The following is a 13,622-nucleotide window of genomic DNA, read 5'->3' on the forward strand; positions in this document are numbered from 1 at the left end:
AATCCGAAGGGAGATGAACTATGGCCCGCACCCCCACCGCCCTGGCCGCCGCCGCCCTGCTCGCCTGCGCGGGTTCGGCCCACGCCACCTGGTCCATCCTGCTGGTCGACACGCGGACGGGCGAGATCGCACTGGGCAGCGCCACCTGCCTGACGGGCTTCGACCTGCGGGCCAACACGCCGGTGATCATCACGGGCGTGGGCGCCGCGACGGCCCAGAGCTTCGTCGACAGCACGGGCCGCAACCGCGTGCGCATTCGCGACGGGCTTGCCCTGGGCCTGACGCCCGCAGAGATCCTGGCCGACCTGTCGACTTTCGACCCCGGGCACCAGACGCGTCAGTACGGCATCGTCGACATCACCGGCGGCACGGGCACGTTCAGCGGCACCGGCGCGGGCGCCTGGGCGGGCGGGCTGACTGGCGAGCTCACTGGCATGGACGATGGCATCTTCTACGCCGTGCAGGGCAACCTGCTGACCGGGCCTGCCGTCGTCGACGACGCGGTGCAGGCGATCATCAGTACACCCGGCGACCTGGCTGAGAAGCTGATGGCCGGCATGGAAGCAGCGCAAGCGGTCGGCGGTGACGCGCGGTGCTCGTGTCCGCCGCTGCCGATTCCCTGCGGCACGCCCCCGGTGGGCTTCCTCAAGAGCGCCGACATCGGCTACATGATGATCGCGCGCACGGGCGACGTGGACGCATGCAACGGCGTGTACCTCACCGACCCGCCGGTGCGCGACCTCGCCGTGGCCGACGTGGACGGCGACGGGCTGGCCGACGTGCTGGTGGCCGACCAACTGGGCGATCGGATCGCCACGCGCGCCAACGCCGGCGACGTGCTGGGCGACATGCCGGTGCTGCTGGATCCGAGCTTCGACGCGCGGTTTGGCCGGGCCGAGCGCCTGCTGCTGGCCGACGTAACGGGCGACGGCGTCGATGACCTGATTGCGCACGACACGAACGCCGGGGCGATTGCCGTGGGCGCGGGCGATGGCACGGGTGGCTTTGCCGATCCGGTGCGTACGAGCATCGCGGCGGGCGAGGGCGCGCTGCTGGCGATCGACCTTGGCGGCGACGGCGGGGCGAGCGACCTGTTCGTGGGCGCGGCCAGCGGCGGGCAGGCGGCGCTGCTGCGCAACGACGGGGCCGGCGGCTTCACGGTCGAGCCGCTCTCGTTCGCGGGCGACCCGCGTCGGTGGGCGGTGGGCGACCTGAACGGCGATGGGCTGGACGACGTGGGCTACGTCACCAGCGCGGGGCTGATCGTGGCCGTGCTCAACGACGGCGCCGGTGGCATCGCGCTCGGCCCGGTGGGCTCGAGCAGCATCGACAGCACGGCCCTGGCGGCCGCCGACATGGACGGCGATGGACGCGACGAACTCGTCGGCGTCAATCGCTCGAACCGCCTGGCCGTGGTCGTGAGCCTCGACGGCGCCGCGTTCACCGAGCTGGCCGCGCCCTTGCCGCGCACGCCCAACTGGGCGGCCGTGGGTAGCGTGACCAGCCCGGACGCCACGGAGCTAGCCGTGGCCGTCAGCGATCTGGCGGCGGACCTGATGACGTTCCGCGTCGAGGGCGGTGCGCTGGAACTGGTCGACACGACCGGGACCGGGCTGCTGCCGCGCAGCTTCACGCTGACGGACCTGACCGGCGACGGGTTCGATGAACTGGTGGGCACCAGCGGCAGCAACATCGCGGTAGTTGGGAATCAAGCTGGCACCTTCGCCCCCGGCCCGGGCTGCGGGGCTGGCGAGTACTTCATGAACTTCAACATCGCCAATGCAAGACGGAGCGACCCGGATCCGGTGTTCCAGCTTCGCGACTTGTTCGATGATTGGCGGAGCGACCTGGTTGGATTGGCCGACGCGGTGCGGAGCGAGGCGGAACTCGACCCGCCGGTGATCGCGGCGGGCGAGACCTCGACGCTGCGCATCGAGCTGCGCGACTGGCAGGGGCTTGCGGCGGACATGAGCATGGCCGAGCCGCAGATCACGATCGCCGGCGCGCCGAGCATCGACGTCGGCACGCCCGTGTCGCTCGGCGGCGGCGTGTGGGAGGTCGAGCTCACCGCGTCAACCGCGAGCGAGGCGGGATTGGCCGAGATCACGATCACCATCGCCGACGCGGGCGCACGCCCCGTGACGCTGATGCCCCCGCCCGTGCTCGAGGTCACCGGCGGCTGCTACGCCGACCTCGACGGCGACGGCTCGCTGACGATCTTCGACTTCCTGGCGTTCCAGAACCTGTTCGACGCGAGTGACCCGATCGCGGATTGCGATGGGTCGGGGTCGCTGGATATCTTTGATTTTCTGTGTTTTCAGAATGCGTTTGATGCGGGGTGCTGAGCAGTATCGAGAAGCAATTCTACTTTCGATCCAGCAGGCCCACAGCCCCGCAAAAATAGAGTCCGAGCCTAGATAGTCTTACGGTATCAACACCACCCAAGCCCAAGCCATGCTTCTCCTGAATCGTGATCTTGTTTTGCTGTTGCTTTGAAGGGTCGACCCCGGGATAGACAGTTCGACTTTCTTTCGCTTCGTACTGGGGATTCGGGTGCTCAAGAATTCCCAACGCTACCAGTCTGTATACCACCGGCTGAAAGGCGCCCTCCAGCGTCATTATGGCATGCATGCCTCGCCGAACTTCGCCCACGTTATCGCTTAGCCACAACGCCTCTGCGCCGCCCATCTGCCTGAGGATTGAGACATACATGGGGGACTGATCGTCCGAATTCTCAATAGCGCTGTGTAGCAAGTTCGCCCAAAGATCCTGAAGACCCTCGTGATCCGTGTTTCCTGCAGCTTCCAATGCCGGAACTAGGAACCCTGGAGGAAGGGCTTCAACTGGAGTATTGGACTCCCTCACCTTTGCACTTAGCTTGTCGAGTATCTTGATGCGGTTCACGCACTGCCAGCAATAGATCTGGTCGCCAAGCATTTCGCCGGCAACCTCGAACGGCCGACCCAGCAATCGCCGCGCAAGGTCAGATGCGGCTTCGGCCATGGGCTTCATAACGCCGAAACCTGCGCCCGCCGCGCCAGCAACGATTGCCAGATCGCTCACACCGCCTCCACCACCATCGCCACGCTGTTCCCCCCGCCCAGGCACAGGCCAGCCAGCCCGCGCTTCGCGCCGGTGCGCTGCATCTGGTGCAGCAGCGTCGTCAGCACGCGGGTGCCCGAGGCGCCGATGGGGTGGCCCAGGGCGATGCCGCCGCCGGCGACGTTGAGCTTGTCCTCGCTGATGCCCAGTTCCTTGATGTTGCTGAGCACCTGCGCGGCGAAGGCCTCGTTGAGCTCGAACAGGTCGATGTCGTCGACGCTCAGGCCGGCCTTCTTCAGCACGTTCTGCACGCCGGTGATCGGGGCGGCGAAGATGTCCTTGGGCGACACGCCGCTGGTGGCGTAGGCGATGACCTTGGCCATGGGCTTGATGCCCAGCTCGCTCGCCTTACTCTCGCTCATCACGATGGTGGCCGCGGCGCCGTCGTTGATCTGGCTGGCGTTGCCGGCGGTCACGGTGCCCTCCTTGGGGTTGAAGGCCGGGCGCAGCTTGGCCAGGCCCTCGGCGGTGCTGCCCGGGCGGATGCCCTCGTCGGTGCTGCAGCCGCCCTCGGGGCCGGGGACCTTGCGGTTGCCCAGCTGCTCGCCGGTGAGGGCGACCATCTCGTCCTTGAACCAGCCCTCGTTCGTTGCCTTCTCGGCGCGCTGGTGGCTCTGGGCGGCGAAGCGGTCCTGCTCTTCGCGGCTGACGTCGAACTTGCGCGCGATGTGGTCGGCCGCGTCGCCCATCATCCAGCACTCGAAGGCGCAGCGCAGGCCGTCGTGGGCCATGACGTCGACGAGCTTGGTGTCGCCGAACTTGACGCCCATGCGCACGTGGCTGAAGTGGGGCGAGCCAGTCATGTTTTCCATACCGCCGGCGACGACGACGTCGTTGTCGCCAGCCTTGATCGACTGAGCAGCCATCATGACGGCCTCGAGGCCCGAGCCGCAGACCTTGTTGATAGTCTTGGCGGAAAGCGTGTCGGGCAAGCCGGCCTTGAGCCCGGCCTGGCGGGCGGGATTCTGGCCAAGCCCGGCTTGCAGCACGCAGCCCATGACGCACTCGTCGACCATGTCGCCCTTGAGCGCCGGCACCTGCTCCATCGCGGCCTTGATGGCGTAGGCGCCAAGTTGGGGCGAGGGCGTGCTGGCGAGGCTGCCGAAGAACTTGCCGATGGGGGTGCGCTTGGCGGCGACAATAACAGGCTGGTTGCTCATGCGGGCTTTCTCCGAGGAAAAGGCACGCCACAGGCGATCGGACCTCTGGCGGCGGTGTTTGGGTATCGGCCGGATGCGGCAGGGCCGGGGGGCAGTATAGAGCCGAAGGACGCGTACGCTGGGCCCATGAAAGCACCAACCTCCCTCGCCGCCGTGATGTTCTCCGCCGTTTCCGCGTTCGCCCAGTGCCCCGACTACGCCCTCGACGATGGCTCGGGTGGGTTCACCATCGGACCCAGCGAGTTCGATGCGGTGGTCACCTGGGGCAATTACTTCCTAGCCGACGCGGGGTGCCCGTGGCTGAATGAGGTGAGCGTGTCGTTCCCCGGCAGCTTGCCCGTGGGCACGCCGATTACGGTGTTGGTGTACGGCGACCCGGACGGCGACGGAGACCCAACGAACGCCACCCTGCTCTCGGCGGCCTCGCACGCGTCGCGAGCGACGTCAACGAGCACCTTTGCGACGTACGCCATTCGCCCGACGCACGTGGGCGAGGGGGGGTTCTTCGTCGCGGTTGCCGCGTTCGTGCCGCAGCGGCAGGCCGTGGCGCGGATGGATCAGGACACCCTCGGCGCCCATAGCTGGCTGTTCTACGACGGGGAATTGCTGACCGACCTCGGCGCGGCCCCTTTCATCCTGCGGATGAGCGACAGCCCGTTCAACGGCACATGGATGGTGCGGACCCGGGCCGAGGCCGCCGGCTGCCCGATCGACCTGGACGGCGATGGATCGGCCACGGTGTTCGACTTCCTGGCCTTCCAGACGGCCTTCGACGCCGGGGACCTGACGGCCGACTTCGATGGCGATCTGAGCCTGACGCTCTTCGATTTTCTGGCGTTCCAGACCGCCTTCAATGCCGAATGCTGAATGTTATCGGACAAAAACTGCATCTTTCTTCCATTCGTAGCGTTTGTGCTCCATGAGCCGGACGCCCGGCCCGCGCTCTGGTCTTGAGCGCCCCCAACGATTCGGGTATATTGGAGAACACCGACGCCGATGGGGTTGGTCGAACGTGGGAGAGGAAGCTGCGATGGATGCGAAGAGCGTGATGACCGCGGGCGGGCTGCTCCTGGCGGCAGGGCTGTGCGGACCGGCATGGGCACAGGACGCGCCGGCCGACGATCCCTCGGTCCAGCGTGATCCGGCGGATCCGGTGCTGCAGAACCGCCCCGAAATGCCGGGCCGGCGCAGTTCGCTCGTGCAGCGGGGCTACGTCTCGCGCTGGATGCCGGCGCTGCCCCTTGGCAACCCGAACGGCCCGGGCGTTGACGATCCCGCAACGTATCCCGATGAATTCCGCACCATCCACGGCCGATTCAACAACCCGGTGGTGCCGTGGTTGGGTTCGACGGGCCAGCCGTTCTTGCGCAAGGCTCCCGCGGCGTATGGCGACGGCGCAGGTCGAATCCCTGCGCGCGCCGACGGCTCGAGCGCCCGCGCCATCAGCCAGGCCATTGCCGATCAGGCGGGAGAAGACATGCCCAGCAACGTGGGCAACTCGAACATGTTCTGGCTCTGGGGCCAGTTCCTCGATCACGACATGGACGAGACGCCCATCGCCGTGCCGATCGAACGCTTCGACATCGTCGTACCGACCGGTGATCCGTGGTTCGATCCCGATCATTCGGGGTCGCAGCTTATCGAGATGGACCGCTCGGGCTACCAGTTGAGCGCCGGCCCACGTGAGCAGATTAACGGTCTGACCGCGTTCATCGACGCCTCGAACGTCTACGGCGCCGACAACCAGCGGGCAGACGAGCTCCGCGCGCTGGACGGCACGGGCCGGATGAAGACCAGCGACGGCGATCTGCTGCCGTACAACGTCAACCAGTTCCCCAACGCCCCCACCCACCTCGATCGCACGCTCTTCCTTGCCGGCGACGTGCGATGCAACGAGCAGGTCTCGCTGACGGCCATCCATACGCTGTTCGTACGCGAGCACAACTACTGGGCCGACCAGATCCGTGCGGCCAACCCGACGCTCTCCGGCGACGAGGTCTACGAGCGCGCCCGCGGAATCGTGGGCGGCATCATGCAGGCGATCACCTACAACGAGTTCCTCCCGTTGCTGCTTGGGCCCGATGCCCTGCCCCCGTACGCCGGGTACGACTCAAGTGTGGACCCGAGCATCTCGAACATGTTCGCCGCGGCCGCGTTCCGCATGGGGCACTCGATGCTGCCCGCCTTCCTGCCGCGCATGAACAGCGACGGCACCGAGGCCGACGAGGGACACCTGTCGCTCGCCCAGGCGTTCTTCCAGCCCACGCACATTGGTCGCTACGGGATCGACAGCATCCTGCGCGGTATGGCCATGAAGCCTGCCCAGCAGCTCGACGCCCACATCATCTCCGACGTGCGCAACTTCCTCTTTGGCATCCCGGGCGACGGCGGGTTCGACCTGGCAGCCCTGAACATCCAGCGTGGCCGCGATCACGGCCTGCCCGACTTCAACTCCGTCCGCGAGGCCTACGGCCTGGAGCGCATCTCGAACTTCGCGGGGGTCACCAGCGACAGCGAGATGCAGGCCAAGCTCGCATCGGTCTATGCGGACTGCGACCAGATCGATCCCTGGGTCGGATTCCTCGTTGAGGACACCGCGCCCGGCGCCATGGTGGGCGAGACGCTCAAGGCGGTGCTGGCCGACCAGTTCACCCGTTTGCGCGATGGCGATCGGTTCTGGTACGAGGCATACCTGCCCACCGATCTCGTGGACACGGTCAATCAGCAAACCCTCTCAACCATCATCCGTCGGCATACCAGCATCGGCGACGAAATCCTCGACAACGCGTTCATGGCGCCGGTGGGATGCCCGGCCGACCTCGACGAGGACGGCACGCTGACCATCTTCGACTTCCTGGCGTTCCAGACGTTCTTCGACGCGGGAGACCTGAAGGCCGACTTCAACGACGATGGCGTGCTGGACATCTTCGACTTCCTGGTGTTCCAGAACGCCTTCGATGCCGGCTGCGACTGATGCCTGATATCGCTTAGCCGCCGCGGTTGCTTGGCCCGGCGGCTTCGCCCGCGCCGAGTTCCAGGGCGCGGTCGAGCAATTCCTGCTCGGCCTTGCGGTATCGCGTGAAGCTGCTCATCAACTGCTCGTGGAGTTCCTCGATCGCCCGCTGGCGGCCGGGAAGATCGACCGGTCCGCGATCGTCGGTGCTGAGCGAGATCAGGCTCTCGCTGGCGGCGCGGAGATCGCTGGCGGCCTGAGCGAACGAGCGCGTGGCGTCGTAGATCAGTTCGCCTTCGAGTTCGCGCGTCGTGGGACGCTGCAACAGCCGCCACGGGCTGCGACGCACTTCGAGCATCGTCAGCTTGGCCTGATCGCTGGCCAGACGCAGGTTGGCCAGCGCGCGACGGATGCCCGGCGTCTCGGTTTCCAGCAACATCGCCGCGTCGGCCGCCAGCGCGCGGCCATCGGCGCTGGCGGCTCGCGCGTTCTCGACGGTGTCCATGGCGGCGGGCAGCAGTTCTTCATTCGTTCGCGCGGTGATGTCGGCCAGGTCGGCCAGCACGCGATCGATGTTCGGGCGGTTGTCATCGATCGTGCCGCGAACGCTCTGGATGACCTCGCCCAGTTCGACGGTGCGCTCGTCGAGCCTGGAGGCGAGCGCGGTCCACACATCGATGCTCTCGCGGATCTCGCTCAGCGTACCGTCGACCTGGTCGCCCAGGCCCGGCAGCCTTTCGCGAAGATCGCCGGTGATCGAGCGTGCGTCGTCGAGCGCGAGAGTCAACTGGTCCATCGCCTGCCCGACGTCGGGCTCGATATCGGTCAGGATCCTGCTGACGCGCTCGCTGGTCTGGGCCAGCGATTCGATCGATCGACGGATGTTCTCCATGTCCTGGTCGTTCAAGCCCGTCTGGGCGAGCAGCCCCGGCGAGGGGCGGCCACGCACCATGCCACCTTCGGCCAGCGGCTGGCCTGCACCGACGCTGATGAAGTTCACGACCGTCCCCGTGCCAAGCAGCGGCACTTCAAGACGGACGATCGCGTCCTCGTGCAGCATCAAGTCATTGTCGATGTCGATGGATACGTCCAGCGCGCGGGCCGCGCCGCCTTCATCGGCCAGTTCGACTTCACTCACACTGCCCACCTTCATGCCGCCGACGCGCACCTCGGCGCCCGGGGCCAGCAGTCCGGCGTTATCCGAAAGCTCGAACCGCACGACGTAGGACTTCGTCGGCGTCAGCGCCGCCGACAGGTCGCTCAGGATGGCCGTCACCAGCACCGCCAGGGCCACGGCAGCGATAAAGAACGCCCCCACGATCGCGTTTCGTCCACGTGCCGGCGGCATTGGCGTCCCCGTCCCTTCGAGCGTGCATCAGGCCTGCAGGATCCGCCGAAGCCGTTGCAGCACGCTTTCGTCTTCGGTCCTGGGAACGATACGCGACGGCTCCACGCTGCGCATGCCGGGCACTCCCGGTCGCACGCCCAGGATGTCCTGCTCCCAATCGCTGTCACTCTGGCGGTCACTCAAGGGGCCTTCGGCCGAGCCTTTCAGGAACTGGTGAATGATCTGTTCATCCTGGCTGAGCGATTCGACTTGGTCTTCGGCAACATCCCGCACCCGCTCGAACCAGGCCTTGGACTCGACCGCGAGCATCCGCCCCTTGTCGAGCATGGCCATGCGGTCGGCAATGGCGAAGGCCGAGTCCATCTCGTGCGTCACCACGACGCAGGCAATGCCCAGCTTCTTAGTGAGATCGAGCAGCAGGCGATCGATCTGGGCGCTGGTGATCGGGTCGAGCCCCGCGCTGGGCTCGTCGCAGAACAACAGTTGGGGATCCAGGGCCATCGCACGCGCCAACCCGGCCCGCTTCTTCATGCCGCCGGAGATCTGCGCTGGGAACAGGTCCGCCGCATCACGCAGTTGCACCTGCTCGAGCTTGATCTTGACCTGGATGTCGATGATCTCCTGGCTCAGCCGCGTGTGCTCCTGCAAGGGAAGGGCCACGTTCTCGGCCACGGTCATGCTGTTGAACAGCGCCCCGCTCTGGAAGAGGATGCCGAACTTCAAGCGGACCTTGTTCAGTTCGTCCTCGCCCAGCCCGCAGATGTTCTGGCCGAACAAGGTAATGGAGCCCGCATCGCTCCTGAGCGAGCCGATCATGAGGCGCAGAAGCGTGCTCTTGCCCGAACCCGAGCCGCCCATGATGACCATGGTTTCGCCCGGCTGCACGTCCAGGTCGATGCCACGGAGGATCTCGCGCCCGTCGAAGCTCTTTCGCAGGCCTCGAACACGCAGCACCGGGCCATCCTGTTTGCCCGGCGGCACTGCTCAGCCCTCGCCCGAGCCTTCGCCGGTCTCGTCCTCGCCAGCTTCGCCGGCTGAGTCGTCCGGATCGCCTGGGTCCGTCGGGGGAAGCGACCCACCAGGCAACGAGGGCGCGCTTTGCGGTGCGACGGGGATGAGCCAGACCAGCGAATCGTCGGGAGCCTGGAAGGCGATGTTGTACACCACCGCGCCCCCGCTGCTGCCCTGGTTGGGAATGATCACCATGAACAGCACGGTGCCTTGATCGAACGGCAGGGCCAGCGGGGCCGCCGCGTAGGTCGCGGGCGAATACACCTGTCCGGCATCGGCCTGGGCCGTCTCGATGCTCGGCCCAACTTCGATGGCCAGTTGGATGAGCTCCCACATGCCTTCGGGGCGGCTCTGCATCGAGCCGTACTCGGCGTTCAGGGCATCGCCCCAGTCATCCATCATCGCTTCGTCGAGCACCTGGGCCTGGGAGCTGACCATGTAGCTCTGGGCTTCCTGCAGATCCCGGGCTTCCACCGCCTCGACCAGGCGTCCAAGACCGCTCCATTCCCGGCCCGCGGCGGCGGCGCCGAACACGATGGCGATGTTGATCGCACCAGCGATCAAGCCGATGACGATGGCCGCGATGGCCAGGCCGCCGCCCTTCTTGCGCCCGCCCGAGGTCGAAATCAGCACCAGCGCCAGCACGCCCAGCAGCAATCCCAACGGGCCAACGCCGGGGATGCAGCAGGCGATCAGGCCGACCAGCGAGATGACGAACGCGAAGACCGCGAGGATGCTGGTCTTGGGCTCGAGGTATTCGGGGCCGCCGGCAAAGTCGTTGGGCTGGGCGTAGGGATTGTCGCTCATGCCGCAGGGTAGCCCGCCCAGAAGCCGGTCAGCGGCGGCACACGCGACACGTGGGGCTCCCTATACGGTTGCGGTGACGACCTGGTGGGCCTCGACGATCGACTCGACGGCGAAGCGGACCTCGTCTTGCGTCGTATACCGGGACAGGCTTATCCGTAGCGAGCCGGCGGCCTTCTTCTTATCCAGGCCCATGGCGCACAGCACCGGGCTGGGCTCGAGCGAGCCGCTGCTGCACGCCGACCCGGCCGACACGCACACGCCCATCTCGGCCAGCGTGAGCAGCATGATCTCGGCGTCGGCGCCGGGAATGGCCAGGTTGGTCGTGTTCCAGAGCCGCTGGTTCGGGTCGCGCGGGCCGTTGACGCAGGCGCCCTCGATGCGCTCCAGCACGCCCCGCTCCAGCTCGTCGCGCAGGGCCGCGATGCGCTCCCGGTGTGCCGGGTCGGCCAGCCACTGCTTGGCGCCCCGGGCCGCCTCGCCCAGGCCCACGATGCCCGGCACGTTCTCGGTGCCCCCCCGCCGGCCGAGCTCCTGAGAGCCGGGGGCCTGGCGGCACAGCTTTACGCCCCGGCGAATCCAGAGCGCCCCGATGCCCTTGGGCCCGTGGAACTTGTGGGCGCTGAAGGTCAGCATGTCGAACGGGCACTCGCGTACGTCGGTGTCCATGCGCCCCACCCACTGCGTGCCATCGACGTGCACGATCGCGCCGGCGTCGCGCGCGAGCTGCGCAAGCTCCATCACGGGCTGGATGGCGCCCGTCTCGTTGTTGGCCCACTGCACGCTGAGCACGGCGACCTGGTCATCGATGAGCGTGCGCGCGCCGTCGAGATCGATCGCCCCGCCCGGCCCGATGGGCAGCCAGCGGGTCTCGGCCTTGCCGCACTCGTGCAGGCCCCTGGCCAGTTCGCGGACGGCCGGGTGTTCGACGCCGCTGGTGACCAGCACCCTGCGACCGTTGGTCTTCTCGCACTGCTCGAGCGCTCCGCGGATGCCCATCTGGCAGCTCTCGGTGCCGCCCGAGCAGAAGACGATCTCGCGCTGGCCGGCGCCGATGAGGTCGGCCACGCTCCGGCGGGCCTGCTCGATGCGGGCCCGGGCCGACTGCCCGGGTCGGTGCACGCTGGAAGGATTGGCCCAGCAGTTCTCCAGGCACTCGCACACGGCCGACACCACTTCGGGCAGCGGTCGCGTGGTCGCGTTGTTGTCCAGGTAGGCGTGCACCGGGGCGGGGTTCCTCAGGAGGCGCCGGCGACCGGATCAGCGGTCGTCTTCGTCTTCGTCCTCTTCTTCGTCTTCTTCATCCTCTTCGTCGTCGTCTTCGTACTCGTCGTCGTCTTCCTCGTCTTCGTACTCGTCCTCATCCTCGTACTCGTCGTCCTCGTACTCCTCTTCTTCCTGGGCCTTCTGCCGCTCCTCGAGCAGCTCCTTGAGCTGGTCGGGGTTCAAGACGCGGACCAGGCCGTCCTTGAGGCGACGCTGGGCGAAGTTGATGATCAGGCCGAGCTCCAGTTCCAACGCCCGCAGCTTGGCGCGCGTCTGCAGGCGTTCGCCCGTGCCCACCTCGCCGGGCCGGGCGACCAGGTCGACGATGAAGCGGTCTTCGACGAACAGCGAGGCGGTGACCTGGCCGACGAGCTGGTCCTGGTAGGTCACGTCGATCTTGCGATCGGCCACGTGCTCGATGCCCGCCTCCTTCATCTCGATCTGCAGCGCCTTGTTGTACATCTCGATGGGCAGGCCCGGGCCCAGCGCCTTGTGCACCTCGATGGCGCAGCCGATGACGCGCCGGCTGATGTCGGTCAGCTCGGGGTCCAGCGCGCTCAGCGGGATGCCCTGGCGATCGTGCCCGCCCCCATGCCCGCCGTGGCCCCGCCCGTGCCCGCGGCCGCCGCCGTGCCGCCCTCGGCCGCCGCCGTGACCACCGCCATGGCCGCGTCCGCGTCCGCCGCGGCCGCGACCCCCGCCGCCGCCGCCGCCCCGGCCACCCCGATACTCACCCCGGTCGTCGTAGTCTCGCCTGTCGTTGCTCATCTGAAGGGCTCCAAAGAATGTGTCCGGTCAGGGACGTGGATGATTGCCGTACGCCCCCCATGGGGGCCTCGTTCCATGCGACGCGCGGGCCCGGCGGCCCGGGGACGGCCGCGTTGCTCGGCGCCGGCCCGGGATGGACGGCGGACCGGGGATCGGGCTCGAAGTCGCCACGCGAGGGACGGGCCAACCCGTACCGCCTCCGCCGCAATCCCCAAGCATACCACGAAACGGCCCCCCGCGTCGCCAGCGGCCCCATCAGAACGCCGGCGTCCGTCCGCCGTCGACCGCCAGCACCGTGCCGGTGATGTAGCTGGCCGCGGGCGTGCAGTAGAACGCGACCGCCGCGGCCACCTCCTCGGGCTCGCCCAGCCGGCCCATGGGGATGCTGGCCAGGGCCTGGTCGCGTACGGCCCCCGTATCGGTCCCCTGCTTGGCCGCCTTGGCGTCGAACAGGCTGCTCAGCCTCGCCGTGTCGGTGAAGCCCGGCAGCACGCTGTTGACGGTGACCTTGTCCTGGGCCACCTCGCCGGCCAGCGTCTTGGCCCACGCCGCGACGGCCGCCCGGACGGTGTTGGAGACCCCCAGCCCGGGGATCGGGCAGCGGACCGACGTGCTGATGATGTTGACGATGCGGCCGTAGCCGTTCTTCTTCATCCCCGGCAGCACGAGATTGGCCAGGTTCTGGTTGTTCACCAGGTGGGCGGTCATGGCCTTGATGAACGCCTCGCCCGAAGCCTCGGTGATCGGCCCGCCGGGCGGCCCGCCGGTGTTGTTGACCAGGATATCGAAGCCGCCACCCCCACGAGAAGACGCCCGGTCCATGGCGCCGCTGGCCTCGTCGAGCACCATGGCCGGGTCGTGGAAGTCCGCCACGGCGACGTCGTGCTCGACGCCGTCGACCACGGGCAGTTCGGCCATGGCCTCCCCCAGCCGCTCGGGGTCGCGGGCGAACAGCGTCACGCGGCAGCCCAGCGAAGCCAGGGCGGCGGCCGAGGCCAGCCCGATGCCCTGGCTGGCCCCGCAGACCAGGGCGGTGCGTCCGTGGAGGTTGGTGTCGAAGGTGGTGGTGGGGGTCGTCATGGGCGGAGGGTACGGGGCGAGCCCGGTGCGCGCGGCCGGTGGGCTCACCGAGATGCAGCCGTCGATCATCCTGAACGAATAGCGAACAGAAGGCCCGAATGGTGCAATTGCTGCGCGTTAGGCCCGGATA

The 13,622-nt window shown here is 67.7% G+C and carries 11 protein-coding genes; 3 read left to right on the forward strand and 8 right to left on the reverse strand.

The features are described from left to right. The first annotated feature begins 20 nt into the window (after nt 1-20). Nucleotides 21-2,345, forward strand: coding sequence for a DUF1028 domain-containing protein (locus RIE32_06185; protein ID MEQ9095836.1), 2,325 nt, complete (start codon nt 21-23; stop codon nt 2,343-2,345). 19 nt (nt 2,346-2,364) lie between these two features. On the opposite strand, the gene RIE32_06190 is transcribed toward RIE32_06185, so the two are convergent. Both RIE32_06190 and RIE32_06195 read right to left on the reverse strand, forming a co-directional pair. Continuing rightward, complete coding sequence (locus RIE32_06190; GenBank protein MEQ9095837.1) at nt 2,365-3,063, reverse strand: Abi-alpha family protein; 699 nt, start codon at nt 3,061-3,063, stop codon at nt 2,365-2,367. Continuing rightward, a complete protein-coding gene (locus RIE32_06195; protein MEQ9095838.1) occupies nt 3,060-4,262 on the reverse strand; it encodes a thiolase family protein in 1,203 nt (400 codons plus the stop codon). Before RIE32_06195 ends, RIE32_06190 begins: the two co-directional genes overlap by 4 nt. Before the next feature lie 126 nt (nt 4,263-4,388). Between RIE32_06195 and RIE32_06200 the strand changes: the two genes are divergently transcribed. Beyond that, on the forward strand, nt 4,389-5,129 hold the full coding sequence (locus RIE32_06200) for a GC-type dockerin domain-anchored protein (GenBank protein ID MEQ9095839.1): 741 nt from the start codon (nt 4,389-4,391) through the stop codon (nt 5,127-5,129). A gap of 163 nt (nt 5,130-5,292) precedes the next feature. Beyond that, entirely contained in the window at nt 5,293-7,236 is a 1,944-nt protein-coding gene (locus tag RIE32_06205; protein ID MEQ9095840.1) for a peroxidase family protein, read from the forward strand. A 13-nt stretch (nt 7,237-7,249) separates the two neighbouring features. On the opposite strand, the gene RIE32_06210 is transcribed toward RIE32_06205, so the two are convergent. The 6 genes from RIE32_06210 to RIE32_06235 form a co-directional block, all read right to left on the reverse strand. After that, nucleotides 7,250-8,563: an MlaD family protein gene (locus RIE32_06210; protein ID MEQ9095841.1), complete on the reverse strand. Its 1,314-nt coding sequence runs from the start codon at nt 8,561-8,563 to the stop codon at nt 7,250-7,252. A 27-nt stretch (nt 8,564-8,590) separates the two neighbouring features. After that, nucleotides 8,591-9,517: an ABC transporter ATP-binding protein gene (locus RIE32_06215; protein MEQ9095842.1), complete on the reverse strand. Its 927-nt coding sequence runs from the start codon at nt 9,515-9,517 to the stop codon at nt 8,591-8,593. Nucleotides 9,518-9,547: 30 nt separating this feature from the next. Next, nucleotides 9,548-10,381, reverse strand: a complete 834-nt coding sequence (locus tag RIE32_06220) for a hypothetical protein (protein MEQ9095843.1) — start codon at nt 10,379-10,381, stop codon at nt 9,548-9,550. 60 nt (nt 10,382-10,441) lie between these two features. Further along, nucleotides 10,442-11,602 carry a cysteine desulfurase family protein gene (locus RIE32_06225; protein ID MEQ9095844.1) on the reverse strand — a complete coding sequence of 387 codons (1,161 nt, stop codon included), beginning with the start codon at nt 11,600-11,602 and terminating at the stop codon, nt 10,442-10,444. Nucleotides 11,603-11,638: 36 nt separating this feature from the next. Continuing rightward, a complete protein-coding gene (locus RIE32_06230) occupies nt 11,639-12,412 on the reverse strand; it encodes a GxxExxY protein (protein MEQ9095845.1) in 774 nt (257 codons plus the stop codon). 255 nt (nt 12,413-12,667) lie between these two features. Next, on the reverse strand, nt 12,668-13,492 hold the full coding sequence (locus RIE32_06235; protein MEQ9095846.1) for an SDR family oxidoreductase: 825 nt from the start codon (nt 13,490-13,492) through the stop codon (nt 12,668-12,670). Nucleotides 13,493-13,622 lie beyond the last annotated feature (130 nt).

The sequence above is a fragment of the Phycisphaerales bacterium genome, assembly GCA_040221175.1.
Taxonomy (GTDB): domain Bacteria; phylum Planctomycetota; class Phycisphaerae; order Phycisphaerales; family UBA1924; genus JAHCJI01.